Below are 24,826 nucleotides of genomic sequence, written 5' to 3' on the forward strand. Positions count from 1 at the left end.
GACCTTTCGTTGGTTCGTCGCCTATACAGGCTGGGAGGTCCGCTGGGCGGAGACGTTGGGATGGCCATCGATGGGCGCGCCGAGGGTGACGGCGACATTGTCGATCAGCCGGGTGGGGCCGACCCTGGCCGCCACCAGCAGCCGGGCATTGCCGGTCGACGGGGCGGGGCCGAGCGCGGTCGAGCGAAGTTCGAGGTAGTCGATGTCGACACCGGGCACCTCGGCGAGCACCTGGTTGGCCGCGGCGACCACCGCCTCCGGGCCGAGGCCGCCTGCGTGTTTGCCCGCGGCCAGCGCCGCCGACAGGCCGAGCGCCGATTCCCGCTGTGCCGCATCGAGAAACCGGTTCCGCGACGACATGGCCAGGCCGTCGGGCTCGCGCACGGTGGCCACCGGCTTGATCGTGACATCGAAGTTCAGGTCGCGGACCAGCTGCCGGATCAGCGTGAGTTGCTGGTAGTCCTTCTCGCCGAAGTACACCTCGGTCGGCCGCGCGATCTGCAGCAGCTTGGCAACCACCGTCAGCATGCCAGCGAAATGCGTTGGCCTGCTTGCCCCTTCGAGCTCGGCACCGATCGGGCCCGGTTGCACGGTGGTGCGCGGGCCGTCCGGATACATATCGGCGACGCTCGGCGCGAACACCAGCCCGACGCCCTCCGCGCGCAGCAGCTCCACGTCGGAGTCCAGGGTGCGCGGATATTTGTCGAGATCCTCGTTCGCGCCGAACTGCAGCGGATTCACGAAGATCGAGACGATGACGACCTGATTGTTCCGTTTGGCCGTGCGCACGATTTCCAGATGGCCCTCGTGCAGCGCGCCCATCGTCGGCACCAGCGCGACGGTGCGGCCGACGCTGCGCAAGGCATTGGACACCTGGGTGATCACGGCGGGATCGTGGTGCACGGTGAGTCCACCGGGCTTATAAGCGCCACGCAATTTCGTATCGAACATCAGCGCCCCTTCAGCAGCTCGATGACGGCGGGGTTGGTGCCTGCCCGTTCGGCGGTGCGCAGCGACAGCGCACGGTAGCCCTCGGCCAGCCGCGGGTCGACGGATTCCAGTGCGGTCAGGTGCGCGGCGACGGCGTCCGCATCGCCGCGGGCCACCGGCCCGGTCAGCGCCGATTGGCCGCGCCGCAGGGCATTGTCCAGCGCGGCGGAGGCCAGCGGCGCGAGCAGTCGCTCGGCCAGCCCGTTCGGCTGATCGTCGATGACCTGCTGCCCGAGCAGGCCGGGTCCCGCCAGCGCGACCCGAAGGGCGGCAACGGCATCCACGATCAATGTGACCAGATGATTGCTGCCGTGCGCGAGGGCCGCGTGATAGAGCGCGCGGTTCTGGTCGAGCACCCGGACCGGCTCGCCGCCCATCTCGATCACCAGCGCCTGCGCGATGGCGTAACCGATCTCGTCGGCGGCGGTGATGCCGAAACACGCGTTGCCGAGCCGGGCGAGGTCTTCGTCGTGGCCGGTGAAGGTCATCGCCGGATGAATGGCCAGTGGCATGGCGCCGATGTCGGCCAGCGGCGCCAGCACGCCGACACCGTTTGCGCCGGAGGTGTGCACGACGATCGTGCCGGGCCGGACCACCTTCGCACTCGCCAACCCGCGTGCGAGACCGGCGAGCTCGGTGTCGGGCACGGCGAGTAGCAGCAGCTCACTACGGGCGGCCACGTCCTCGATCGGCATGATCTCGGAATCGGGTAGCCGGGTCCGCGCGCGGCGCACCGAGGCATCGGAGATCGCGGAGACGCCGAACACCACGTGGCCGACGCGTTCGAGTGCCGCGCCGAGTGCGGAGCCGACGCGGCCCGCCGAGACGATGCCCACCGTCAGCCTGGCGGGCGCGAGATCGCCGCCAACCACCGATTGGGGATCGTTCGAAACGGGGTAGCCCGAAGCCGCGTCGTCGTCAGAATTCACGCTTCTCGAGGTCAACAGTGTCCTCTCGATTTCGTTCCAGTCCCGCCGTGCGGGTACCAGACGTACACCATCGAGAATATCGGCCCGATGTTTGCCAATGCCACGGCCCTGGGCAGTGATTTACAACGCAGTGTCGAATTGACCCACTACCCAGGTCGAACGAACGTCAGCGTCGGTCGCGGCTCTTCTCCTCCGATTGCAGGTTGGCCATGATCTCGGCGACCGAGAGCCTGCGCTCCGGCACATCGGAATCCGCGTCGGCTTCGGCGCGACGCCGCCTGCGCGAGCTGGCGGTGCCGACCGTCGGGCCCTCGGTGGTCGGCCAGGCCGATGGGCGGGTGGACTGATAGGTGGGCTTGGGCGTCGGTCGCGGCGTCGTCGGCTGGATGACCGGGCCCTCGGTGAAGGCGTCGGCCCAGCCGGACGCGGACCCCTCCGAATCGCCGGTGCTGTCGGCGGCCTTGTTCACGTCGTCGTCGAGCGAGACCGCGGCGGTCTCGGCGGTGACCGGATCGTCGAACGGGCTGGCGAAGAGTGGCGGCTCCGGATGGTCGGGCACGAACACCGGGGTCACACTGCTGCGCGGTTGCTGGTTCGACGGCACGGACCAGGATCCGGCATTCGCGGAGCTATTGTTCGCCGGATCGCCGACCGTGCTGGTCAACTCTTGAATCCGGGTCGCGTCGGCGCGCAGCGCGGGCCGATCCATCGGCAGATCGCCGTCGAAGAGTCGCTGCAGACTGGTCCGGAGCACCGTGAGCTCGGCGCGCAGCGCGGCCAATTCGGTCGCGTCGGCGCCGACTTCCTCGCGCACCCGAGCCTCGATACCGAGCTCGAATTCGCGCCGGGCGGTGACCTCGCGCTCGAGCTGCAACTCGTAAACCGTCTGCAGATCGCGAACCTTGGCCTTATCGATCGTCGCTTCCTTGCGGTATCTCGTCGCAGCTAACGCGCCGATGACCGCCGCCCACAGGGCCGCAACCAAACCGATCCGGACGAACTGCAAGCTGTTGCTGAAGACCAGAAAAACACTGGCAACCAGCCCGAGCAAAATCAATACGCCGATGAACAATTTTCCCGCGTCGTCCCGCCGTCGACGGGAAGTGCTGGTACGGGAGGGTGAAACCATGCAAGCCAGGGTAGCTTGATCGACTCCTCGCGCCCACAACTCGGTTCGGCAATTCCGACCGCAATATTTGCTATGTGGTTGCCGGATCGTCGGTGGGGTCCTCAGGAGCCCGGCAGCAATACTCGAGCCACAGGGCCGCAGCTACCAAAGCCACCCCCGCCAGCATCCCGACGATGGCGCCCGGGCTGTCCGCGGCGGCCGCGCCGAGGGCGCCCCGCTGCGGGAAGACCCAGCAGAGGAAACCGAGCCACACGCCCGCGGCGATCGAACCGACCTGCAGCGACGCCTTGGCCAGCGCCACCGCCCTGGCCGCGGTGATCGGATGCAGCTGATGCCTGCCGTCGCCGAGCTGGTTGTCGTTGACCCTGGCGCGGATCACGAACCCGAGCACCGCCTCGATGGCCGCGACCGGATACAGCGACGCACCCGCGTAGGTCGAGATCGGCGGAAAGCTGTTGTACGCCAGCCGGGTCGCCACCCACGCGACGATGGCGGCGATCACCACGTTCGCCACCAAGTCCAGGATTCGAGTGGGTTTCAGCTGCACGACGCCGATCCTTCGGCGGCAGGCGCAAGCGACAGCTCGGTGCGCTGGACACCGGCGCGCTCGGCCGCAGGCAGTCCGTCGAGCAGGTCGGTGATCGCCTTGGCGCTGCCGTCGACCTCGAGCGTCGCGTCCGGTGCCACGTCCAGCCACGGGATCAGCACGAACGCGCGGCGATGCGCCTGGGGATGCGGCAGGGTCAATTCCGGGTCGGCACTGCGGACGGCCACCAGCTCGCCATGCACACGCTCCGCGCACCAGACCACGTCGACGTCGAGTGTCCGTGCACCCCAGCGCACTTCGCGGACCCGATCGGCGGCCTGCTCGAGCCGCTGGCCAATGCGCAGCCAGTCGATCCCAGCAAGCTCCGGACCATCGACCACGACAACGGCATTGAGATAGTCGTCCTGTTCGACACCGCCCCACGGCGGGGTCGAGTACACCGGCGACACGGCGACGACCCGGTCGCCCAAGCCGTCCACCACGCTGCGCAGCTGCGCCAACCGGTCCCCCATGTTGGAACCGATGGAGAGAACGGCGCGACTCATAAGGGCTCCCCGCGGTGCCGCGAAGTGACCACGCGGACATCGGCGAAGGTATGCGGGATCGGCGCGGACGGCTTGTGCACGACCACCTCGACCGCCGTGATGCGCGGATCGGTCATCACGTCATCGGCGATCTCGGAAACCACGGTCTCGATGAGGTTGCGCGGTGGGCCCTCGATGATGCGCACCGCGTTCCCGGCGAGCTCGCCGTAATGCACGGTGTCGGCCAGGTCGTCGGAGGCCGCGGCGGCCGAGAAGTCCACCCACACCGTCAGATCGACGACGAATTCCTGGCCGTCGCGGCGTTCGTGATCGAACACGCCGTGATGCCCGAACGCCCGTAAACCGCGTAGCTCGATCCGGTCGCCGCCGCGCCGGCTCGACGAATTCTCCTGCGCCGCAACCTGGTCAGCGTCGGCGGGGATTGGCATCATCGGCGTGCTCCTTGCGGCGAGCTCGGCATGGCGGCGCGGTGCCCGGCGGCGGCCTGCCAGGCGTCGGCAACGGTGATGGCGTCCAGCGAGGCGCGCACGTCGTGCACCCGCACCCCCCAGGCGCCGTGCATGGCGACGAGCGCCGAGATGGTCGCGGTCGCGGTCTCCCTGCCGTCCGGCGGGCGCGGGCCCGAGTCGTCGGCGAGCAGGGAACCGAGGAAGCGTTTGCGTGAGGCGCCGATGAGGATCGGCAGTCCGTTACCGATCAGCTCGGGCAGCGCGCCGAGCAACGCCCAGTTGTGTTCGGCGTTCTTGGCGAAGCCGAGGCCGGGGTCGAGGATCAGGCGAGACGGGTCGACACCGGCGGCAACGGCCAGGTCCACCTGGGTGGTCAGCTCGGCGAGCACCTCGGCGACCACGTCGTCGTAGTGGTCGGCCGGGCCGGTGTGCCGGTAGTCGGCGCCGGCGCGCCAGTGCATCAGGATCCACGGGACACCGGCGGCAGCAACGACTTTCACCATGTCGGGATCGGCACGGCCGCCGGACACGTCGTTCACCACCGAGACGCCCGCCGCGAGCGCGGCTTCGGCCACCCTCGCCCGCATGGTGTCGACGCTGGTCGGCACGCCCGCCGCGACCAAGCCACGGATTACCGGGACGACCCGATCCGCCTCGGTTTCGGGATCGATGCGCACCGCGCCAGGCCTGGTCGACTCGCCGCCGATGTCAACGATGTCGGCACCTGCCGCGTACAACTCGATGCCGTGTGCGATGGCCAGTTCGGGTTCGAGGTAGCGGCCGCCATCGGAGAACGAATCGCTGGTGACGTTGACGACCCCCATCACCACGCAGGAGCGACCGTCGCGCGCGAAGCTGCTCCCACCTGCGGTCATGTGATCCTCATTCACTTCCGGAGAATGAGATCGAGTGCCTCGGAGCGCGAGGACGGGCTCGACTGCAGCAGACCGCGCACCGCCGAGGTGGTGGTGCTCGCGCCGGGCTTGCGGATGCCGCGCATGGCCATGCACAGGTGCTCGGCCTCGATCACCACGATGGCGCCGCGCGGGTCCAGCTTGCGCATCACCGCGTCGGCGATCTGACTGGTCAGGCGCTCCTGCACCTGCGGGCGCTTGGCATACAGGTCGACCAGGCGGGCCAGCTTGGACAGCCCGGTCACCCGGCCGTGCTTGCCGGGGATGTAGCCGACGTGCGCGACACCGTGAAACGACACCAGGTGATGTTCACAGGTGGAGTACATCGGGATGTCGCGGACCAGCACCAGTTCCTGGTGTCCCTCATCGAACGTGGTGTTCAGCACGGCATCCGGCTCGACGTAGAGCCCGGCGAACATCTCGCGATAGGCGCGGGCGACCCGAGCGGGCGTATCGAGCAGGCCGGGCCGGTCGGGGTTCTCGCCGACCGCCAGCAACAGCTCGCGCACCGCGGCTTCGGCCCTGGCCTGGTCGAACGGGCGGCCGGTTTCCAGAGCGGTGAGCTCCGGCCTGGTCACGCCGTTGCCGGAACCGTTTTCGTCAACGTCGTCCGAATCGGCGAGCGCGTGGCCGCCGACGTGATTGTTGGCCGACAATCGAGGACACCTCCAAAATCTCGGGTCCCGGCAATTACTCGGCACCCCGCTGGTCGAGCCTAATCTTCACTGCTCACGGCGTGAGCAAGAGGCCCGGCGGCGGCGACTCGCGGGACCGGGAAGGTCGCGCGAGCGCCGCCGTACTTCAGTGCCGACCGTTGTTCGGTCCATCCCATTCGCCGTTGTCGCCCTCGCCGTTCGGGTTGGTGCGACCCGGCTCGTCGTAACCCGGGTGATCGCCGTAGTTACCGCGTTCGTAGCCGCCGTCCTGCGGACCACCCTGCGGGCCCCACGGGGGCTGATAGCCCTGGTGCTGCTGCGGCTCGGTCCAGCCACTCGGCTGGCCGGGCTGCTGCTGGTCGTCGCGCGGCGGCCAGCCGGGGGCCGACCAACCGGCGGGAGCGCCGTAATCCGGTCGCGAGCCGTGCGTGCCACCGCGCTGCGGGTAACCGCCCTGGGCGGGGCTCTGCGGCCCGGGGTAGCCGGTCGCGGGCTGCGCCGGGTAACCGTGCTGCGGCTGGGCGGTGTAAGCGCCCTCGCCCGGGTAGCCGTTGGCGGGCTGGGCCACCCCGGCGGGCAGCGGCGCCGGGATCTGCTCCGGCGGCGGCCACGGCTCGCCGCGCTCCAGCGCGAGCTCGCCCGGGGTCTTCACCGGCGGCTTGTTCGAGGGCACGCGATCGCCGAAGTCGTTGAACGCGGTGATCCTCGGCCGCTTCTGCACGGCGGCGAGCAGGGTCTCGAGTTCCTTGCGGTGCAAGGTCTCCTTCTCCAGCAGCGCCGTCGCCAGCACGTCGAGCACGTCGCGGTACTCGTTGAGGATGGCCCACGCCTCGGTGTGCGCGGCCTCGATCAGGTTGCGCACCTCCTCGTCGATGGCACCTGCGACCTCGTGCGAGTAATCCGAGGACTGACCCATCGAGCGGCCGAGGAACGGATCCCCGGCCTCCTGGCCGTAGCGCACCGCGCCGAGGCGCGAGCTCATGCCGTATTCGGTCACCATCGCGCGAGCGATCTTGGTGGCCTGGTCGATATCGGAGGACGCACCGGTGGTCGGCTCGTGGAACACCAGTTCCTCGGCCGCGCGGCCGCCCATCGCCATCACCAGGCGGGCAATCATCTCCGAGCGGGTCATCAGGCCCTTGTCGTCCTCGGGCACCGTCATGGCGTGGCCGCCGGTGCGGCCGCGGGCCAGGATGGTCACCTTGTAGACGGGCTCGATATCGGGCATCGCCCAGGCCGCCAGGGTGTGGCCGCCCTCGTGGTAGGCGGTGATCTTCTTCTCGTGCTCGCTGATGATCCGGCTCTTGCGACGCGGGCCACCGACCACGCGGTCCACCGACTCCTCGAGCGAGTCGCCGGTGATGACGGCGCCGTTCTCGCGGGCGGTGAGCAGCGCGGCCTCGTTGATCACGTTGGCCAGGTCGGCGCCGGACATGCCGACGGTGCGCTTGGCCAGACCGTCGAGGTCGGCGTCGGGTGAGATCGGCTTGCCCTGCGAGTGCACCCGCAAAATGGCGCGACGGCCCGCCAGGTCGGGGTTGCCGACCGGGATCTGCCGGTCGAACCGGCCGGGACGCAGCAGCGCGGGGTCGAGGATGTCGGGGCGGTTGGTCGCCGCGATCAGGATGACGCCGGTGCGATCGCCGAAGCCGTCCATCTCGACGAGCAGCTGGTTCAGCGTCTGCTCACGCTCGTCGTGACCACCGCCGAGGCCCGCGCCGCGCTGGCGGCCGACCGCGTCGATCTCGTCGACGAAGATGATGCACGGGCTGTTCTGCTTGGCCTGTTCGAACAGGTCACGCACGCGGGACGCGCCGACACCGACGAACATCTCGACGAAGTCCGAGCCGGAGATGGTGAAGAACGGCACACCCGCCTCGCCGGCCACGGCGCGCGCGAGCAGTGTCTTACCGGTTCCCGGCGGGCCGTACAGCAGCACGCCCTTCGGGATCTTCGCGCCGAGTGCCTGGTAGCGCACCGGGTTCTGCAGGAAGTCCTTGATCTCGTAGAGCTCTTCGACCGCCTCGTCGGCACCGGCCACATCGCTGAACGTCGTCTTCGGCATGTCCTTGGACAGCTGTTTGGCCTTCGACTTGCCGAAGCCCATCATGCCGCCGCGACCACCGCCCTGCATGCGGGCCATGACGAAGACGAACAGGCCGAGCAGGATGATCATCGGCAGCACGAACAGCAGGATCTGAGTGAGCCAGCTGTCCTGCTTTACCACGGTGTTATAGGTCGCGCCGGAACTCTTCACGGCGTCGAAGACCTGTCCGGAACTCGCGCTGCCACCGGGGTATTTGGCGATGATCTTGCTCTTGCCATCGGTCGCGTCGTTGCCGTTCTTCAGCTCGATGCGCAGTTGCTGTTCGCGATCATCGATCTGAACATTCTTGACGTTGCTCTTGTCGTTCAGCTGGCTCAATGCGACGGACGTATCGACGCTCTTCCAGCCGCGCGTGTCGTTGCCGAAATAGCTGAACGCATAGATCACGAGCAAAATGCCCGAGACTATGGCCAGGGTGCGAAACACAGTCTTGCGGTTCATAGAGCGTCGGCCGGTCCGGCCAGTCCTTTCCGGTGTCTCCGGTTTCGTGCTAGCGATGTGTCGGGCGCGTCCGGCTCCGGGAGGGTTCGGATGCGGACATGCCACGTTACCGCGTACGGTCTAGTCGATACATCGCGCAGTTCGGCTGCAGGTGCAGTTAAAGGGGTAAACGGTCAAGGGACCTCGGTGGTTCCCGAAGACCCCGCCCCGGGTTACTCCAAGTGGTCACAATCATGGCATGTTCGGCCTATCGTGAGCGACGACACAACACCGCAGTGCGAGCGACGGGCACCGACGCGGTAGCTTGCGTAACTAGTTGATAAGCCCCGCGAGCACCGTAAACCCAACAGAGCGCAGGGGGTATGGACATAGTTGAGCTACGGACACCCACAGCGATAGTGCGTCACGGCCGCGGGCGATTGATTGTGCTGCGCCCTGGCTCCGATGGCGAGCGGGTGCTCGACGTACCGGTCTCGGATCTGCTGAAGGTCCGCTTGAATCGCCGCGCCGACGACGCCGTTGTCATCGAGATATACCTGCGATACCCGACACCCGTGCTGACCGGCGTGCCCGCCGACCGCACCCCACTGCCCGTGCTCATCGCCGAGCACGACGTGCCCGCCGCGACCGAGATCGTCGACCGGATCAACGGCCAGATCCTGGCCACCCAGCGCATCGACGTGGCCGCCCCCGATCTGAATCCGCCCGCCCCCACCTGGGGCAAGTCCGGCCCGACCCGCGCCGACGTGGACCGCGCCGTGCGCAGGATGGCACCGCACCGCGAGGCGAAAACGGCGATCGCCGCGCTGCATCGATACGTCACGCCCGACGAATACGTGCTGGAGACCGCGATCGCCGTCGCGCACCCGCCGGCCGGCAGCGGCCTCGGCCTGCTTGCCGCGACGACCGGACGGTTGCTGTTCATCTCGATCGGCACCGGCACCCGCTACGCGCACGAACTGCCCATCCCGGCGGTGCTGTGGGCCCGCAATACCGACGGCACGCCTGCCATGGCGGGCGAGATCGGCGCGGCCCGCAGCGAGGCGGGGATGGATGTGCACGACGGCAACATCACCCTGCATTTCACCGGCAGCGATCGAGCCGACACCGAACGGGTCACCCTCGCGGTGAACTTCGCGGTGCGCCGCGATTCCGCCGACGGCGGGGCAGGCCCGGCCGACCCCGGTGTCGCCCAGCTGTATTCGGAGTGGGAGCTGCTGGTCGAGCGGCATTCGCTCGGCATGGTCGACGACGCCCAGTTCCAGCGCTACGGCCGCGGCATCCTCCGCTCGCTGCCCGACGGCGGCTAGCCGCTCTCCCCTTGCTGGCGGCCAGCCGCTAGGGCTGCACCACCGGCGGCACGGTCAGGCTGATCCGCCGCCACGGGCTGGTCGGGCGCATCCACAGGCGCAGCAGTTCCATCCGGCGGTCGACGCCGCCGTTCTTCAGTTCGGCGAGGTCTTCGCACGCCTGCCAGTAGGTCCAGCCGGTGAGGTAGGCGTCGCCGAACTGGCGCCAGTTGCGGTACTTGGCCTGCGCGATGGGCAGTGCCCTGGCCAGGTAGTCCCAGGCCAGATCGGCATCTAGATAGCCGGCGGTGAAGGCCATCCGCGCGACCGCGACCACGCGGGCCAGGTCCCACGCGTGGATGTCGCTCGGCAGCGGGCGGGCGAGGTGGTCGGTGAAACCGATCTTGATGGCCTGCGACCAGATGTCGTAGTCGCGGACCAGCGCCTCCGGGTTGTCCATGCCGCGGAACGAGCCGACCTGACGCAGGAACGCCCGGTGCCGATCGGCGCGCTCGCCGAACCGATCCCGCTCGCTGGCATTGATCGAGGCCATCACCAGCGGATGCACCAGCGCGTACAGCGGCGCGTGCATGCCGTCCAGCAACTGCTCCATGGAGGCCTGCGCCTCGGTCGCGTCGGTGATGCCCCAGGCGCCGGTGAGCGTGTCGATGGCGAGCTCGCGGCGGTCGCCGAGCGGATGCTCGCGCTCCGGGCCGAGCAGCAGCGCGTCGTGGAAGGCGTCCCAGCGTGCGGAGTAGAAGGCGCCGAGCGCCAGCGCCCGTAATTCGTCGTCGGCGACCGCGGCGCCGGACCAGTGGTCCTCTTCGCGCTGATCCAGCTCCTCGTACGGGAAGGTTGTCAACGTGGGTACACCGCGGGCAGGCATGATCCCGATTGTTCACCATAGATCTTGGAAGAGCCTGTGTAATGGGACGAATTCTGCGTGTCCCCGCTGGCGCGCCGGAGTTTGCTCGCCCGATTTCGATCAGCTCGGCCGGTCCCGCGCAGCGCACGGCGCGGCGCGATTTTCGGACCGGGAGTTTTCTTGTCCTGCCGCATACCGTGCTCGAGAGCTACTGTGCTCGCATGAGTAGTAACATCACCCTCCTTCGCGGCCTGGAGCCTGCCCCTACCGAGCAGGAAATCTATGCTGCCGCACTGCAGTACGTGCGCACGGTCGGTGGTGTGTCCGGCCTGAGCTCCACGACCAAGGTCGCCGTCGACAAGGCCGTCACGGCCATCGCCGCGGCCACCACCCAGCTGCTGGCCGACCTACCCGATCGCCCGGCCGCCGCGCCGACGGAACCGCCGTTGCGCCGCGTCGCCGCGGGCGAGGCGACCGAGTGATCGCTCGCTGATTCAGGGCAGCGCGGCCACCCCGTAGGCGGCGACGCAGGCCAGCGCGACCTCCAGCGGCAGGCTGCGCTGCTCGATCGGATGGCCGAGCAGTTCCTCGATCCGCTGGATCCGGTAGCGGACCGTGTTCTTGTGCACCCCAAGCAGTTTCGCCGTGGCCTCGGGGCTGCGATGACTTTTCAGATAGGCGTGAAGCGTCGCGCGCAGCCGCGCCGCGTTCGGGTCCGATCCGGACAGCGTGCGCAATTCCCGGCCGATCAGGCCGCGCATCGCCGCGTCGTCGGCACCGGCCAGGTAGGCGATCTCCACCTCGCGATAACCGATGACCCGAGCCGTCGGCACCGGACCACGCTCGGCCACCTGCCTGGCCGCCACCGCCTCCCGATGACTCTGCCGAAAGCCGGTGCCCTGCCCGCCGGGCACGCCGAAGGCAACCCGGACCGGGGCTTCGACCAGTCCGGCGGCGATGCGTTCCAGCGCGCCAGGCTCCTGTTCGATGCGTGCCGCATCGGCACCGGATAGCTCATCCAAACCGGCCCACGCCCACATGCCGCTCGACCCGGACGCGACGGTGAGCACCCGGGCGGTGCCTAGCCCGGCCGCCACTCGGGTCGCGACCCGCTCGAGCACACCGGCGACTTCGCCGTCACCGCTGCCGGATTCGCTCTCGTCGGTCCACAACACGAAGGCGAGGTGGCGCTGGGTGAGTCGATAGCCGAGCCGGGCCGAGGCCTGGTCCAGGTCGAGCTCGTCACCGGCCAGCAGCGCACGCACGGTTTCGGTGCGCCGGTTGAGCGCGGCCCGCAGTACCCGTTCGCGCTCCTCCATGTAGGTGTCGGTGAGCAACTCCACCGACATGCTGACCCACTTCGTCGCCCGCTCGAACATCCGCAGCATGACCGCCCGCTCGATCTCCTGCGGGGCCTTGCGCTGATCGATGGCCTCGGTCATGTAGTCGAGCACCGCCTCCATGCCGACGTGATAGGTCCGCAGCAGCATGCGCAGTTCGAAGCCGCGCCGGGCCAGCGTGCGCGCGAACGCGTGCGCCTCCGCGGGCAGGGTGAAATCGAAAGTGTCGCTGGTGATTCCGCTGAGCATCACCCTGGCGTGGGCGCGGGTGCTCGCGGCGAGGTCGCGGCGCACGTCCCGGTCGGCGAGCTCGGGGACGCTGGCGATGATCGCGCTGTCGAGCCGGTCCACGATCTGCTCGAGCGTCTCGGTGCGCATCGTCTCGTAGACGTACTCCGCCAGCCAGTCGCGGACCACTTCGCTGTTGGGCCCGACGCGGTCCGGTGATGCGGCGGTCACAGCTCCTCCGATTTGTTCGCTGAGCACAAATTCTGACAGCCCGATTGACTCTCTGAGCCAAGAAACTCCCCAACCATTGTGTCACCATCATAGTTCAGTGGCTTTACTCCTCCGCGAATACATTGCGTAGCGCGGCGCGGACGGCCCACCGGCGTAGCCAATGTCAACGCCATCGATCAGCTCAGTGGGAGAACAGCGTGACCAATACCGACCCAGCGCCCGCCGCGGCAAAGAAAGCACCGGCACGGAAGACGACCGCGAAGAAGGCGGCAGCGCCAGTCCGCGAGGCGGCAGTGCCGGTGCCCGAGGCGGCGAATCCGGCGCCCCCCACCGTCATCGAGGTGCGCAACCCCGGCACCGGCGAGCTCGTCGGCACGGTGCCCGTGGTGAGCGCGGACGACGTCGCGGCCACGGTCCGCGAGCTGCGGCTGTTCCAGCCGGAGTGGGAAGCCATCGGCCCGAACGGCCGCAAGGAATGGCTGCTGAAGTTCCAGGACTGGCTGATCGACAACACCGACACCCTCGCCGACGTGGTGCAGTCCGAAACGGGCAAGCCGCGCGTCGACTCGCTCATCGATCCGGCGTTCGCGACCGATCTGATCGGTTACTACGCGCGCCGCGCCGCCAAGTTCCTCGCCGACGACCACCCGTCCCCGCACAGTCCGCTGGCCAGGGTGAAGAAGCTGACCACCGTGTACAAGCCGTATCCGGTCGTCGGCGTGATCACCCCGTGGAACTTCCCGCTCGCCATGCCCGCGCTCGACGTGTTCCCCGCGCTGGCCGCTGGCGCCGCCGTGCTCCTCAAGCCGTCCGAGGTGACGCCGCTGTCGGCGCTCGAAATGGCAAGGGGCTGGGCCGAAATCGGCGCACCGCCGGTCTTCGCCGTGGTCACCGGCGCGGGCGCGACCGGCGGCGCCGTCGTCCAGAACGCCGACTACGTCCAGTTCACCGGCTCGACCGCGACCGGCCGCAAGATCGCCGTGGCCTGCGCCGAGCGGATGGTCCCGTACAGCCTGGAACTCGGCGGCAAGGACCCGGCCATCGTGCTCGCCGACGCCGACCTGGATCGGGCCGCGCACGGCATCGCCTTCGGCGGCATGTTCAACTCCGGCCAGGTATGTATCTCGGTCGAGCGGGTGTACGTCGAGGCGCCGGTCTACGACGAGTTCGTGGCCAAGCTGACCGCCAACGTCAAGGCGCTGCGCCAGGGTATCGACGGCCGCGAGTCCAAGCACGACGTCGGCGCGCTGGCCAACGAGAACCAGACCAGCATCGTGGCGCGCCACGTCGACGAGGCGGTCGCGGCCGGCGCGCGGGTGCTCACCGGCGGCAAACGAGCCGGGTTCGGCACCGCGTTCGAGCCGACCGTACTCGTCGACGTCGACCACACCATGTCCTGCATCACCGAGGAAACCTTCGGCCCGACCCTGCCGGTGATGAAGGTGGCCGACGAGGCGGAAGCCGTTCGGCTGGCCAATGATTCGATCTACGGCCTGTCCGCGTCGGTGTGGACCGGCGACAAGGACCGCGGCGAGCGCATCGGCAGGCAGCTCAACGCGGGCGCGGTGAATATCAACGACGTCTTCAGCAACCTGTTCAACTTCGCGCTGCCGATGGGTGGCTGGGGCCAGTCCGGCGTCGGCGCGCGCTGGGGCGGCGCCAACGGCGTCCGCAAGTACTGCCGCCAGCAGGCGATCACCGCACCGATCCTGCCGACCCAGGACAAAGAGCTGTTCTGGTACCCGTACTCGATGCCGAAGCTGCTCTTCGCACTCGGCGCCATGCGCGCCGCCGGTGCCCGCGGCCTGCGCCGCATCGACCTGCCCGCCGTGCTGAAGCTCAAGGGAGACAACAAGTGAGCGATACTTCGAAGATTCGCGGCAAGGTCGTCGTCATCACCGGCGGCGCCCGCGGCATCGGCCTGGCTACCGCCACCGCGCTGCAGGCGCTCGGCGCCAAGATCGCGATCGGCGATATCGACGAGGCCACCGTCAAGGAGTCCGGCACCGCCCGCGGCTTCGAGCTGTACGGCCGCCTCGACGTCACCGATCCGGTCTCGTTCGAGAGCTTCCTCGACGAGGTCGAGCGCACCGTCGGCCCGATCGACGTGCTGGTCAACAACGCGGGCATCATGCCGACCGGCAAGCTGGTCGACGAGCCGGACCAGATCACCCGGCGCATCCTGGACATCAATGTCTACGGTGTAATCCTCGGCTCCAAGCTCGGCCTGGCCCGAATGCTGCCGCGCAAGAGCGGCCACGTCATCAACATCGCCTCGCTGGCCGGCGAGACGCACATCCCCGGCCTGGCTACCTACAACGCGAGCAAGCACGCGGTGCTCGGGTTCACCGACACCCTGCGCGAGGAGTACCGGGATTCCGGCGTCCGGTTCTCCTCGGTGCTGCCGACGCTGACCAACACCGAGCTCGGTGCGGGCGTCACCGCGCCGAAGCTGCTGCGGCCCGCCGAGCCGGAGGAGATCGCCGCCGCGATCGTCGGGCTGATCGTCACGCCGAAGTCGAAGGTCAGGGTGACCGCGGTGGCGGGCATCATCTCGCAGGTGGTCGGATTGCTGCCGGACGTGGTCGGCGACGGCATCGCCAGGGCGCTCGGCGCGGGCCACGCGTTCCTCGACGACGTCGATGTGGACAAGCGGAAGGCGTATGAGGATCGGGCGCGCAGCGTCTAGATCGGCAGCTCGCGGCGGGCGCCGCGGTCGGGGATTCGTCCCGGCCGCGGCGCCCTTTCGCGTGTCGAGCGAGTGTCCGTGAAGCGATCCAAACAGCAATACAAACCAAAATGTGATGAAAATCACTATAGAGGGGGCAAATGACCGCACGTCGGCCATAAGCGGGTGCGCAGCGGACGATCGGCAATCGAAAAGACCGCCAGTTCCGGCTCTCGCGAGCACCCGTCGGCAAACATCGTTGCTGGTCACGCGCCCAACTACATTCGACCAGCCGATCCGGCGGTCGCATGCCGAAGATTCGCGGAGTCGATGGTGCGTCACACCATCACAAGCAATATGCTGTCTCTAACAAACCTGTAGAACGTTTTGGTACCCGTATCCGAACTTTCTGGCCTGATAAGGCTGGAAATTCAGGACTGATTCTGATAGCAAGGGGCTATGGACCCGCATTTGCGCGACCTGCGGTATTTCGTCGCCGTCGCTGAGGAACTGCACTTCACCAACGCCGCCCAGCGGCTGCACATCGCTCAACCCACGCTGTCCCGTCAGATCCGGCAGTTGGAACGCCAGCTCGACGTGGTGCTGTTCGACCGCAACCAGCGCAGCGTCGCGCTGACCGTGGCAGGCAAGGAACTCCTGGAGGGCGCCCGCAAGATCCTGGAGCTGTGGGAGGTCACCAACGTCTCGCTGCAGGAGGCGGGCGAGGTGCTGCGCGTCGGCATTCAATCCGCGCTCGGCCGCGGCCTGCTCAACGACCTGGAAAGCGCCAGCGGCCACCGACTCGCGCTGCACGCGGCCTCGTGGACCGATCCGTCCAGCGGCCTGTCCGGTCGGCAGGCGGACCTGTCGCTGGTGTGGCTGCCGCTGCCCGACCCGAACCGCTACCGCTGGCAGGTGCTGCGCACCGAGCCGCGCTGGGTGCTGCTCCCGGAGAACCACCCGCTGGCCGATCGGGAAATCATCGAGTTCACCGACCTGCTCGACGAGCCGTTCATCGCGCTGCCCACCGAAGCCGGTGCGGTGCGCGACTTCTGGCTCGGCAACGACGCCCGCAACGGACGTCAGCCGAAGATCGGCGCCGAGGCGGCGACCCCCGAGGACAAGCTGGAGGCCGTGAGCCTCGGCCTCGGCGTCTGCCTGCTCGCCGAGAACAACGTGCCGATGTACCGCTGGCCCGGCCTCACCGCGCGACCGGTGGCCGGCCTCGCACCGTGCGAGCTCGCCGTCGCGTGGCGGGCCGACGACACCCGCCCGACCATCCTCGAATTCGCCGGGCGCGCAGTGGATGGCGGGTTCTCCGTGCAGCAGCCGCAACCCGCCATCAGCGCCTGATCAGTTGATGGTGCGCCGCCAGGGGTGCAGCGATTCCAGTTGCGCGGACAACCGCAGCAGGGTGGATTCGCTCCCCGGCGGACCGGCGAGCTGAGCGGCCACCGGCGTCCCGACATCGGGATGCATGCCCATCGGGATGGACGCGGCGGGCCAGCCGACCAGGTTCCACAGCGGGGTGAAGGGGGAAAACCGCGTGGTGGCAAGCACATTGGCCAGCCAGCCGCGGTGGTGCCAGGCCCGCGCCTTCGGCGGCGGGCAGGCGAGCGTGGGCGTGATCACCACGTCATAACGTTCGAAGTATTCGAGTAGTCGCGCCTCGACCCGGTCGATCTGGCCCGGTCGAACAAGGCGTAGTCGCTGCACCACGCGGCCAAGTGCCAGGTGACGGCGGGTGCGCGGTTGCAGGCGCTCGGGCTGAGGTAGCGCGGCGGCGTCCCGGGAACCAACGGTCAACCAGCGCAAGAAGATCGACACCATCGCGTCGCCATAGGGCAACGAAGTCGGCTCGACCAGGTGGCCCGCCGCGGCGGCGAACGAGGCCGCGGTGCGGGCGGCATTGGTCCAGTGCCGGTCGACCGGGAAGCAGCGGTACGGCGGAGCCACGGCTAGACCGATGCGTAGTCGGCCTGGCGGCTCCACCTCGGCTAGGTCCGGCCGGGCGGAAAGCACCGATAGCGCGAGCGCGGCATCGCCGACTGTCGTTGCGAGCACACCGTTTTCGAACATGCCCGCCCACGAGTCGGCGCCGATCTCCGCGGGCACGGTGTAGCGGCCCGGCTTGATGCCGTACACCCCGCAGCAGGCCGCTGGAATGCGAATCGAACCGAGTCCGTCGTTGCCGTGCGCGATCGGCACCAGCCCGGCGGCGACCGCCGCGGCCGAGCCGCCGGACGAGCCGCCGGAGCTGCGCGCGACATTCCATGGATTGCTGGTGATCCGCTCGGGGGTATCGGTGGTGCCCCACAGCCCGAGTTCCGGCACGGTGGTGAGCCCGACGATCACCGCGCCCGCGGCGCGCAGCCTGCGCACGATCGGGTGATCGTCGGCGACCGGACGGGCGTCGGTGGCCGCCGAGCCGGACCGCATCGTCTCGCCGGTCACCGCGATGTTGTGTTTGATCGCGACCGGCACCCCGGCCAGCGGCAGCACGTCCAGATCGGCGCGCTGCTCGAGCGAGGCCGCCTCGGATCTGGCCTTCTCGGCGCGAATGACGCTGAAGGCATTGGTGTTCCGGTGTTCGGCGACGATCCTGGCCATGGTGGACTCGACCACCTCCGTCGCGGTCAGCGAACCGTCCCGCACGCCCGCCGCGATGGCCGAGGCCGGGCCGCGCGAGCAGTCCCGGTCGGACGGGATTTGGTCGTTCGCGCCCAGCGGACTATCTTGAGCGGGCGCGCTTGCCTCGACTCCCGATCGGGTCGGCGGGGACTGCGCGGCAGTGGACTTTTTCTGAGTTACTTGCGCGACCGCCGAGCGCTTGGTCGGCGTCTGCGCGGCTGTCTCGGTGCCGGAGGTTTCGGTTTTCGCCGAAGCGTCCGCCACCGCTGTGGCCTTGATCTGCATGTGCTGGTCGTCCCCCGTCGCATCGTTGTCGAATTCGGGTGATCGCTCTCAAGCCGCAAGTTATCATTCCGAATACTGCTCGGGGGACGATGGCGTCGGGTGTGGCGGGAATTTCTCCTCCCACATCCACCGACCGACCAGTGCGGATTCTTCGGTGTCCGCCGAAGCCACTAGGTCCGAGAATGAGTGCCAATTCCGATAGAAGTTCCGATTCCGCCGCAGGCTTCGATGCGAGCCCTGGTTTGGGCAAACCCCCGCCGCCCGCCGAATTCAACGCCGTGGCCGCCTTCTCCGCCGCGTGGGAAGACGCCGCGGACGAATCCGGCCGCCGCCCGCCCGAGATCGCCGAGTACCTCCCGGACGCACGCACGCTGCGCACCGAGGCGCTGCTCGAGCTGATCCGCGTCGACCTGCGACATCGCTGGTTGCGCAGGACCGTGCTCGGCCCGAGCAGGCCCGAGCAGCAAGCGACCCGCAAACGGCTCGTCGAATACTGCGCCGAGTTTCCTGAACTTCAGCCCGGAAGTATCCCGGCCGGTCTGGTGTACGAGGAGTTCGTCATCCGCAGGCACAGCGGCGAGCGGGTGGATCCGCGCGAATGTCTGCGCGAATATCCGCACCAGGCGACCGAACTGCGCGCGCTGCTGAACGCCGACGATGTCGATCAGAGCACCCGGCGGGCGGCACTGCGAGATTCCACGTTGACCGCGCTCGCGCGCACCAGGGCCGCCTTCGTCGATAACGAATTGAACCGAACCACCGAGTCGACTCGTGGTTCGGAAGTGACGCGAGCCACCATCACTGATCTGACGGGAACGGCGACAGCCATTCCAACCACGATCGGCACCGGGCCGGGCCGGCTCGACGCGCTCGACCGCATCGAAATCGGCCAGCGGATCGATGATTTCGACCTGTTGACCGGGTTGGGCAGCGGCGCGTTCGCCCGCGTCTTCCTGGCCAGGCAGCGTTCGCTGCAGCGGCTGGTCGCGGTGAAGATCTCCACCGATCACGGCACCGAGCCGCAGACGCTGGCCCAGCTCGACCACGACTACATCGTGCGCGTCTTCGACCAGCGCCTGCTCGACGACGCCGGTCCGGCGCGCCGGCTGCGGCTGCTCTACATGCAGTTCCTGCCCGGCGGCACGCTGCTCGGCGTGCTGCGCTGGGTGCGCGCCACCCCGCCCGCCGAACGCGGCGGGCAGCTGCTGCTCGACGCCGTCGACGCGGCGATGGAGGAGAAGGGCGAGATCCGGCCGACGGATTCCAGCGTGCGCGCCGAGATCGCCGCGCTCAGCTGGCCGGAGACGGTGGCGTGGCTCGGCCGCAGGCTGGCCGAGGCGCTCGACTACGCCTCGACGCACGGCGTGCTGCACCGCGACGTGAAACCGGCCAATGTGCTGCTGACCGCCGAAGCGGTGCCCAAGCTCGCCGACTTCAACATCAGCTTCAGCCGCAATGTCGAGGACACTAGTCCGGTGGCCTACTTCGGCGGCTCGCTGGCGTACATGTCGCCGGAGCAGCTGGAGGCCTGCCATCCCGGATTCGGCCGCAGCGCGGCGGATCTGGACACCCGCGCCGACATCTATTCGCTCGGGGTGGTGCTGTGGGAACTGCTCACCGGGGCGAAACCGTTCGATGACAGCACCGCGGGCGCCGACAACCCCGGCGACGACACCACGCTGGAGGCCATGCTGGAGCGGCGCAGCGGCGGGGTGGACGCGGCCGCGCTGGAACGGGTTCCGGCCGATTGCCCGGCGGCGCTGCGCCGGGTGCTACTCAGCTGTCTGGAGCCGGAGCGGACCAAGCGGTGGGCGAACGGGTCGGTGCTGGCCAAGCAGTTCGACCTGTGCATGGATGCGCGCGCACGTGAACTGGTCGACCCGGCCCCGCACAGTTGGCGACGCCGGCTGCGCCCGTGGATCGTGCTTGTCGTCCTTTTCGCCATCGGGCTGCCGAACGCGCTCGCCGCCGTGTACAACATCCAGCACAACCAGCACCTGATCATCGATCGGCTCAACGAAGACGCCCAGCACACCTTCGTCATCGTCACGAGCGTGGTGAACGCGGTGTTCTGGCCGTTCGGCATCGCGATCATGGTGTACATGTCGCGCTATCTGCTGACAGTGCCGCGCGGGCTACGGAAAGGGCGCCGGTATGACCCGGAGACCTTGCGGCGGGCCAGATCCGACGCACTGCTGCTCGGTGATCGGGCGGTGATCGTGGCCTTTTCGCTGTGGGTGGTAGCGGGCATTACCTTCCCGATCGCGATGCAGCTGGCGACCGGCGATGTGCCGGCGAGTGCGGTGGTGCACTTTCTCGCGTCGCTGGTGGTGTGCGGCGCTATCGCGGTGGCATATCCGTTCTTCCTGGTGACCTTCTATATGGTCCGCTGCATTTACCCGATCTTCTTGCGGCACGGGGAGATCAGCGCCGAAGACGCGGTGAAGCTGCGTGGGCTCGACCGTCGGTGCAACGGATATCTCGCGGTCGCCGCGTCGGTGCCGTTGCTCGCGGTAGCGGGCGTGACCTTCCTGCCGCCGCCCGATATCCCGATGGTGATCTTCGCGGTCCGGGTGCTGTGCGCGGGCGGCATCGTCGCGTTCGTCGGCTCTTACCTGCTGTTCCGGGCACTGGAAGCCGACCTGCGGGCGCTGGAGCGGGTCGTCGCGCCGGAGACACGCGGGTGAGCTCGTCGCGCGCCGACGCCGTCGCCCGGTTCGCCGCCGATTGGCAAATTAGCCTGCGCGCTCATCCGTTCGCGCCGCCGCTGATCGCGGATTACGTACCCGACGGCAGCCAGGTGCGCCTCGCGGTGCTCGCCGACCTGCTGCGCATCGACCTGCGCGAGCGCTGGGCCAGGGACGCCGACCTCGGCAAGCGAATTGCCGAGTACCGCAAGGAATTTCCGGAGGTCGAGCACAGCCCCGCGCTGACCGACCTGCTCTGTGAGGAGTTCCTGGCGCGGCGCCGCCACGCACCGCTTGCCATCGAGGAATTCCTCACCGAATACCCGGAACTCGCTCGCGAGGTACGCGAACGCCTCGCCGCCTTCGACCTCGATGACAGCGCCGACGAATTCGGCGCGGCGGAATCGACCGAAGCCATTGCCGCACTGGCCGATCTGGCTCCCGGCCGGCAGATCGACGACTTCGACCTGATCACCGACCTCGGCACCGGCGTGCTCGGCCGGGTCTTCCTGGCCAGGCAGCGCTCCATGCAACGCCTTGTCGCGGTGCGGCTTTCGGCGGGCCGGGCCAGCGCACCGCGCACCATGGCGCAGCTCGATCACGCGCACATCGTTCGCGTCTTCGACCAGCGACTGCTGAGTACCGGCCCCGGCGATGACCCGTTGGACTGGGCGACAGACGATTCCGTCCGCGACACCGATGATCGACCGGACCCACGCTCGAAGTCACCGGGCTTCCACAGCGTGCCACGCCTACGCCCAGACGACCCCACCGAGCCTGACCGCCCGCGCAAGTCATCGGCCGACGACGCTACCGTCGCCGGTCCGGCCGACGCCGATTCCACTGTGGTCAGCGGTAATCCGCTGAACCAGGCCGATGACGCGACGGTCGCCGCCCCGCGCGGCCGCAGCACGGATTTCCCGCGACCTACCCGAACGGACCCGCTGGCCTTCCCCGGTGGACGCGTCGCACGAGACAGCGGCACCGACCGCTCCCTGCTCGGTGCGGCCGCGCCCCGCCTCGTCTACATGCAGTACCTGCCCGGCGGCACCGCGCTCGGCGTGCTCGACCAGCGACGCACCGGCCCGGAACCCGATGGTGGCGCGCTGCTGCTGCGCGCGATCGACGCGGCGATGGAGGCGAAAGGCGAGATCCGGCCGACGGATTCGAGTGTTCGGGCCGAGATCGGGGCGTTGAGCTGGCCGGAGACGGTGGCCTGGATGGGCAGGCGGCTGGCCGACGCGCTCGATTACGCGGAGCACCACGGGGTGCTGCATCACGACATCAAACCCGCCAACGTGCTGTTCACCGCCGAGGGTATTCCGAAGCTGGCCGATTTCGCGTTGAGCGAGTCGGGCGCCCGCCCGCCAACCGTGAATCCGGCTCTGCACGTAGATGATTCGCTGCCGTATCGGTCACCCGAGCAGCTGGCCCGACTCCTCGATCCGACGCTGCCCGCGCCGGGCACCCGAAGCGACATCTACTCGCTGGGTGTGCTGCTGTGGGAAATGCTCACGGGCGCAAGCCCGTTCGATGACGTCGCGCGAGCAGGCGAGTCTCCGGCCGAGGCCTACGCGCGGATGCTCGACGTACGCCGTGCCGGGGTCACCGCGGCCAGCCGGTCCCGACTGCCCGCCGACACACCGGACACCCTGTGCCGCGTGCTGCTGGATTGCCTGCACGCCGACCCGAAACGGCGCTGGCGCAACGGCGCCGAGCTGGCCGGGCAGCTCGACCTGTGTCTCGACGCCCACGCGCGCAAACTGGCCGATCCGCCGCCAGCCAGCCTGGCCCACCGGGCTCGCGGCTGGCTGATCCCGTTCGCTGCCTTGTGCATCGGCGTGCCGAACGCGCTCGCGAGCTGGTACAACATTCAGCTGAACCAGTCACTGATCATCGATCGGATGCCGGAGGCCGACCAGCACAAGTTCGCCACCGTCGGATTGGTCAACAACCTGATCGCCTTCCCGGTCGCGGCGCTGCTGCTGATCTTCCTCACCCGCAGGCCGCTGACCATCGGCTTCCGCTTGGCCCGCGGCCGTGAGTATTCCGCGCGCACGCTGGCGAAGGCGCGCCGCGACACGTTGCTGATGGGCGACTGGGCGGTATTGGTGCCCTTCGGTTTCTGGCTGGCAGCGGGTGTGATCTGGCCGCTCGGCTTAGCTTTCACCGGTGTCGACCTGCCACCGAAGACCTTTTTGCATTTCTTTGCGGCACAGGTGGTTTGCGCGGCCATCGCGCTGGCCTATCCGTTCTTCCCGATCATGGTCTACGCGGTCCGCTCGGTGTATCCACAGTTGCTGGTGCGCGGCGGGATCGGGCCCGGCGACGAGCGCCAGCTGCGAAAGCTGGCCCGGCGCGGCAACTTCTACCTCGGCGTCGCGGCGTCGGTGCCGCTGCTCGGGGTGGCCGGCGCGACCTTCGTCGACGCCGGGGATCTGGAGTTGGTGATCGTTCCGGTGCGCTTGCTGAGCGTGGGTGGCATTCTGGCATTCGTGGTTACCTACCGGTTGTTCCGCTGGCTAGAGGCCGACCTGCTCGCGCTCGCGCGGGCCATCCCGCAGCGCAAACGATGACCTCCCCGCGCCCGCTCGGGCGGCTGGTGAGCCTGTCGCATGTGCACGATCCGGCCACCACGCCGCTGTATCCGGACGATCCCGAGTTCCGTACCGATATCGTCGCGACGATCGCCAACGACGGTTACTACCTGCGTTATATCCAGCAGGGCGAGCACACCGGAACCCATTGGGGCGCACCGATTCACTTCCATGCCGACGGGCTCGGCGCGGATGAGCTCGACCTGGACGACTTGCTGCTGCCCGCGGTAAAGATCGATGTCCGCGAGCCGTGCGCCAGGGACCGCGACTACGCGATCACCGTCGCCGATCTGAAGCAGTGGGAGGGACGGCACGGACGCATCCCGAACGGCGCGGCGGTGATCGCCTGGACGGGCTGGGACACCAAGTGGGGCACCCCTGAGTTCATCGGCACCGCCGAATTCGCCGACCACCAGCCGGGTTTCGCGGTCGAGACGATCGAATGGCTGCTACGCAGCGGCAGGCTCGGCCATCGCGGCGCGCTCGGCATCGACACCTTCGGCCCCGACCTGGGCACCGACGACACCTACGCCGTCTCCACCCGGCTCTACGGCGAGCACCGGATCAGCCTGGAATGCCTGGCCAACCTGGCCGCGATCCCGGCGACGGGCGCGTGGATCCTGGTCGGCGGGCCGCTGTATCGCAGCGGTTCCGGCTCCCCCGCAACGATTTTCGGCATCCTGCCGGACCGCTAGGAGTAAACCTTCGGGTGCAGGGTGCCGATGTAGGGCAGGTCGCGGTAGCGCTCGGCGTAGTCGAGGCCATAGCCGACGACGAATTCGTTCGGGATATCGAAGCCGACGTGCGCGACGTCGACGTGGGTGCGCAGCGCGTCCGGCTTGCGCAGCAGGGTGACCACCTCGAGCGAGGCCGGATTGCGGGTGGATAGGTTGCGCTTGAGCCAGGACAGCGTCAGCCCCGAGTCGATGATGTCCTCGACGATCAGCACATTGCGCCCGGCAATGTCCTTGTCCAGGTCCTTCATGATGCGGACCACGCCGGAGGACGAGGTGGACGAGCCGTACGACGAGACGGCCATGAACTCCATCTGGGTCGGGATCGACAACGCCTTGGCCAGGTCGGTCATGAAGAAGATCGCGCCCTTGAGCACGCCGACCAGCAGCAGATCCCCCTCGGGAGCGTCGGCGGGATAGCGCTTGGCGATGAGCTCGGCCAGCTCGTTCGTCTTGGCGGCGATCTCTTCCTGGGTGATCAGAACAGACGCGATGTCGTCCCCGTACACGTCAGCTGTTCCCTTCTGATTTTCGCTCCCGGACGGCCGATCCATTATGTGTCAT

The 24,826-nt window shown here is 68.4% G+C and carries 21 protein-coding genes; 8 read left to right on the forward strand and 13 right to left on the reverse strand.

Annotated elements, in window-relative coordinates; translation table 11 throughout:
- Positions 1-21: 21 nt before the first annotated feature.
- The 9 genes from panC to ftsH form a co-directional block, all read right to left on the reverse strand.
- Complete coding sequence (gene panC, locus ACIA8C_RS15975; RefSeq protein ID WP_397135152.1) at positions 22-951, reverse strand: pantoate--beta-alanine ligase; 930 nt, start codon at positions 949-951, stop codon at positions 22-24.
- Entirely contained in the window at positions 951-1,862 is a 912-nt protein-coding gene (locus tag ACIA8C_RS15980; protein ID WP_397135679.1) for a Rossmann-like and DUF2520 domain-containing protein, read from the reverse strand. Before ACIA8C_RS15980 ends, panC begins: the two co-directional genes overlap by 1 nt.
- A 223-nt stretch (positions 1,863-2,085) precedes the next feature.
- Entirely contained in the window at positions 2,086-3,048 is a 963-nt protein-coding gene (locus ACIA8C_RS15985; RefSeq protein WP_397135154.1) for a DUF6779 domain-containing protein, read from the reverse strand.
- 70 nt (positions 3,049-3,118) lie between these two features.
- Positions 3,119-3,589 (reverse strand): DUF3180 domain-containing protein, encoded by a 471-nt coding sequence (locus ACIA8C_RS15990; RefSeq protein ID WP_397135681.1) that lies wholly within the window; start codon positions 3,587-3,589, stop codon positions 3,119-3,121.
- The gene (gene folK / locus ACIA8C_RS15995) at positions 3,586-4,140 is read right to left on the reverse strand and encodes a 2-amino-4-hydroxy-6-hydroxymethyldihydropteridine diphosphokinase (RefSeq protein WP_397135156.1); all 555 of its coding nucleotides are present in this window, start codon (positions 4,138-4,140) and stop codon (positions 3,586-3,588) included. The genes ACIA8C_RS15990 and folK overlap by 4 nt, the downstream gene beginning before the upstream one ends.
- Positions 4,137-4,571 carry a dihydroneopterin aldolase gene (gene folB, locus ACIA8C_RS16000; RefSeq protein ID WP_397135158.1) on the reverse strand — a complete coding sequence of 145 codons (435 nt, stop codon included), beginning with the start codon at positions 4,569-4,571 and terminating at the stop codon, positions 4,137-4,139. Before folB ends, folK begins: the two co-directional genes overlap by 4 nt.
- Entirely contained in the window at positions 4,568-5,464 is an 897-nt protein-coding gene (folP, locus tag ACIA8C_RS16005; RefSeq protein ID WP_397135160.1) for a dihydropteroate synthase, read from the reverse strand. Before folP ends, folB begins: the two co-directional genes overlap by 4 nt.
- A gap of 11 nt (positions 5,465-5,475) precedes the next feature.
- A complete protein-coding gene (gene folE / locus ACIA8C_RS16010) occupies positions 5,476-6,081 on the reverse strand; it encodes a GTP cyclohydrolase I FolE (RefSeq protein WP_397135683.1) in 606 nt (201 codons plus the stop codon).
- A 223-nt stretch (positions 6,082-6,304) separates the two neighbouring features.
- Complete coding sequence (gene ftsH, locus ACIA8C_RS16015) at positions 6,305-8,707, reverse strand: ATP-dependent zinc metalloprotease FtsH (protein ID WP_397135162.1); 2,403 nt, start codon at positions 8,705-8,707, stop codon at positions 6,305-6,307.
- Positions 8,708-9,162: 455 nt separating this feature from the next.
- On the opposite strand from ftsH, the gene ACIA8C_RS16020 reads away from it, so the two are divergent.
- Positions 9,163-10,017 carry a hypothetical protein gene (locus ACIA8C_RS16020; protein WP_397135164.1) on the forward strand — a complete coding sequence of 285 codons (855 nt, stop codon included), beginning with the start codon at positions 9,163-9,165 and terminating at the stop codon, positions 10,015-10,017.
- A 28-nt stretch (positions 10,018-10,045) separates the two neighbouring features.
- Here ACIA8C_RS16020 and ACIA8C_RS16025 read toward each other — a convergent pair whose 3' ends face one another.
- Positions 10,046-10,882 carry a DUF1266 domain-containing protein gene (locus tag ACIA8C_RS16025; protein WP_379281960.1) on the reverse strand — a complete coding sequence of 279 codons (837 nt, stop codon included), beginning with the start codon at positions 10,880-10,882 and terminating at the stop codon, positions 10,046-10,048.
- 200 nt (positions 10,883-11,082) lie between these two features.
- Between ACIA8C_RS16025 and ACIA8C_RS16030 the strand changes: the two genes are divergently transcribed.
- Positions 11,083-11,343, forward strand: a complete 261-nt coding sequence (locus tag ACIA8C_RS16030) for a DUF2277 domain-containing protein (RefSeq protein ID WP_397135166.1) — start codon at positions 11,083-11,085, stop codon at positions 11,341-11,343.
- A 12-nt stretch (positions 11,344-11,355) separates the two neighbouring features.
- Here the strand turns inward: ACIA8C_RS16030 and ACIA8C_RS16035 are convergent, their stop codons facing one another.
- Positions 11,356-12,660 (reverse strand): PucR family transcriptional regulator, encoded by a 1,305-nt coding sequence (locus tag ACIA8C_RS16035; protein ID WP_397135168.1) that lies wholly within the window; start codon positions 12,658-12,660, stop codon positions 11,356-11,358.
- A 293-nt stretch (positions 12,661-12,953) separates the two neighbouring features.
- Here ACIA8C_RS16035 and ACIA8C_RS16040 point away from each other — a divergent pair, with 293 nt between their 5' ends.
- From ACIA8C_RS16040 to ACIA8C_RS16050, 3 genes are all read left to right on the forward strand, one after another.
- Positions 12,954-14,519, forward strand: a complete 1,566-nt coding sequence (locus tag ACIA8C_RS16040; protein WP_397135685.1) for an aldehyde dehydrogenase family protein — start codon at positions 12,954-12,956, stop codon at positions 14,517-14,519.
- A complete protein-coding gene (locus tag ACIA8C_RS16045) occupies positions 14,516-15,349 on the forward strand; it encodes an SDR family oxidoreductase (protein ID WP_397135170.1) in 834 nt (277 codons plus the stop codon). Before ACIA8C_RS16040 ends, ACIA8C_RS16045 begins: the two co-directional genes overlap by 4 nt.
- Before the next feature lie 438 nt (positions 15,350-15,787).
- Positions 15,788-16,681, forward strand: a complete 894-nt coding sequence (locus tag ACIA8C_RS16050; RefSeq protein WP_357379769.1) for a LysR substrate-binding domain-containing protein — start codon at positions 15,788-15,790, stop codon at positions 16,679-16,681.
- Here the strand turns inward: ACIA8C_RS16050 and ACIA8C_RS16055 are convergent, their stop codons facing one another.
- Positions 16,682-18,244, reverse strand: coding sequence for an amidase family protein (locus ACIA8C_RS16055; RefSeq protein ID WP_397135172.1), 1,563 nt, complete (start codon positions 18,242-18,244; stop codon positions 16,682-16,684).
- A gap of 182 nt (positions 18,245-18,426) precedes the next feature.
- Between ACIA8C_RS16055 and ACIA8C_RS16060 the strand changes: the two genes are divergently transcribed.
- From ACIA8C_RS16060 to ACIA8C_RS16070, 3 genes are read left to right on the forward strand one after another with little or no spacing between them, the layout of a single operon-like run.
- Positions 18,427-20,931, forward strand: a complete 2,505-nt coding sequence (locus ACIA8C_RS16060; protein ID WP_397135174.1) for a serine/threonine-protein kinase — start codon at positions 18,427-18,429, stop codon at positions 20,929-20,931.
- Positions 20,928-23,507 carry a protein kinase gene (locus tag ACIA8C_RS16065; protein ID WP_397135176.1) on the forward strand — a complete coding sequence of 860 codons (2,580 nt, stop codon included), beginning with the start codon at positions 20,928-20,930 and terminating at the stop codon, positions 23,505-23,507. The genes ACIA8C_RS16060 and ACIA8C_RS16065 overlap by 4 nt, the downstream gene beginning before the upstream one ends.
- Entirely contained in the window at positions 23,504-24,223 is a 720-nt protein-coding gene (locus tag ACIA8C_RS16070) for a cyclase family protein (protein WP_397135178.1), read from the forward strand. Before ACIA8C_RS16065 ends, ACIA8C_RS16070 begins: the two co-directional genes overlap by 4 nt.
- On the opposite strand, the gene hpt is transcribed toward ACIA8C_RS16070, so the two are convergent.
- The gene (gene hpt / locus ACIA8C_RS16075; RefSeq protein WP_396991891.1) at positions 24,220-24,771 is read right to left on the reverse strand and encodes a hypoxanthine phosphoribosyltransferase; all 552 of its coding nucleotides are present in this window, start codon (positions 24,769-24,771) and stop codon (positions 24,220-24,222) included. The genes ACIA8C_RS16070 and hpt overlap by 4 nt on opposite strands.
- Between the last annotated feature and the right edge of the window lie 55 nt (positions 24,772-24,826).

The sequence above is a fragment of the Nocardia sp. NPDC051321 genome (assembly GCF_044455225.1).
GTDB lineage: Bacteria > Actinomycetota > Actinomycetes > Mycobacteriales > Mycobacteriaceae > Nocardia.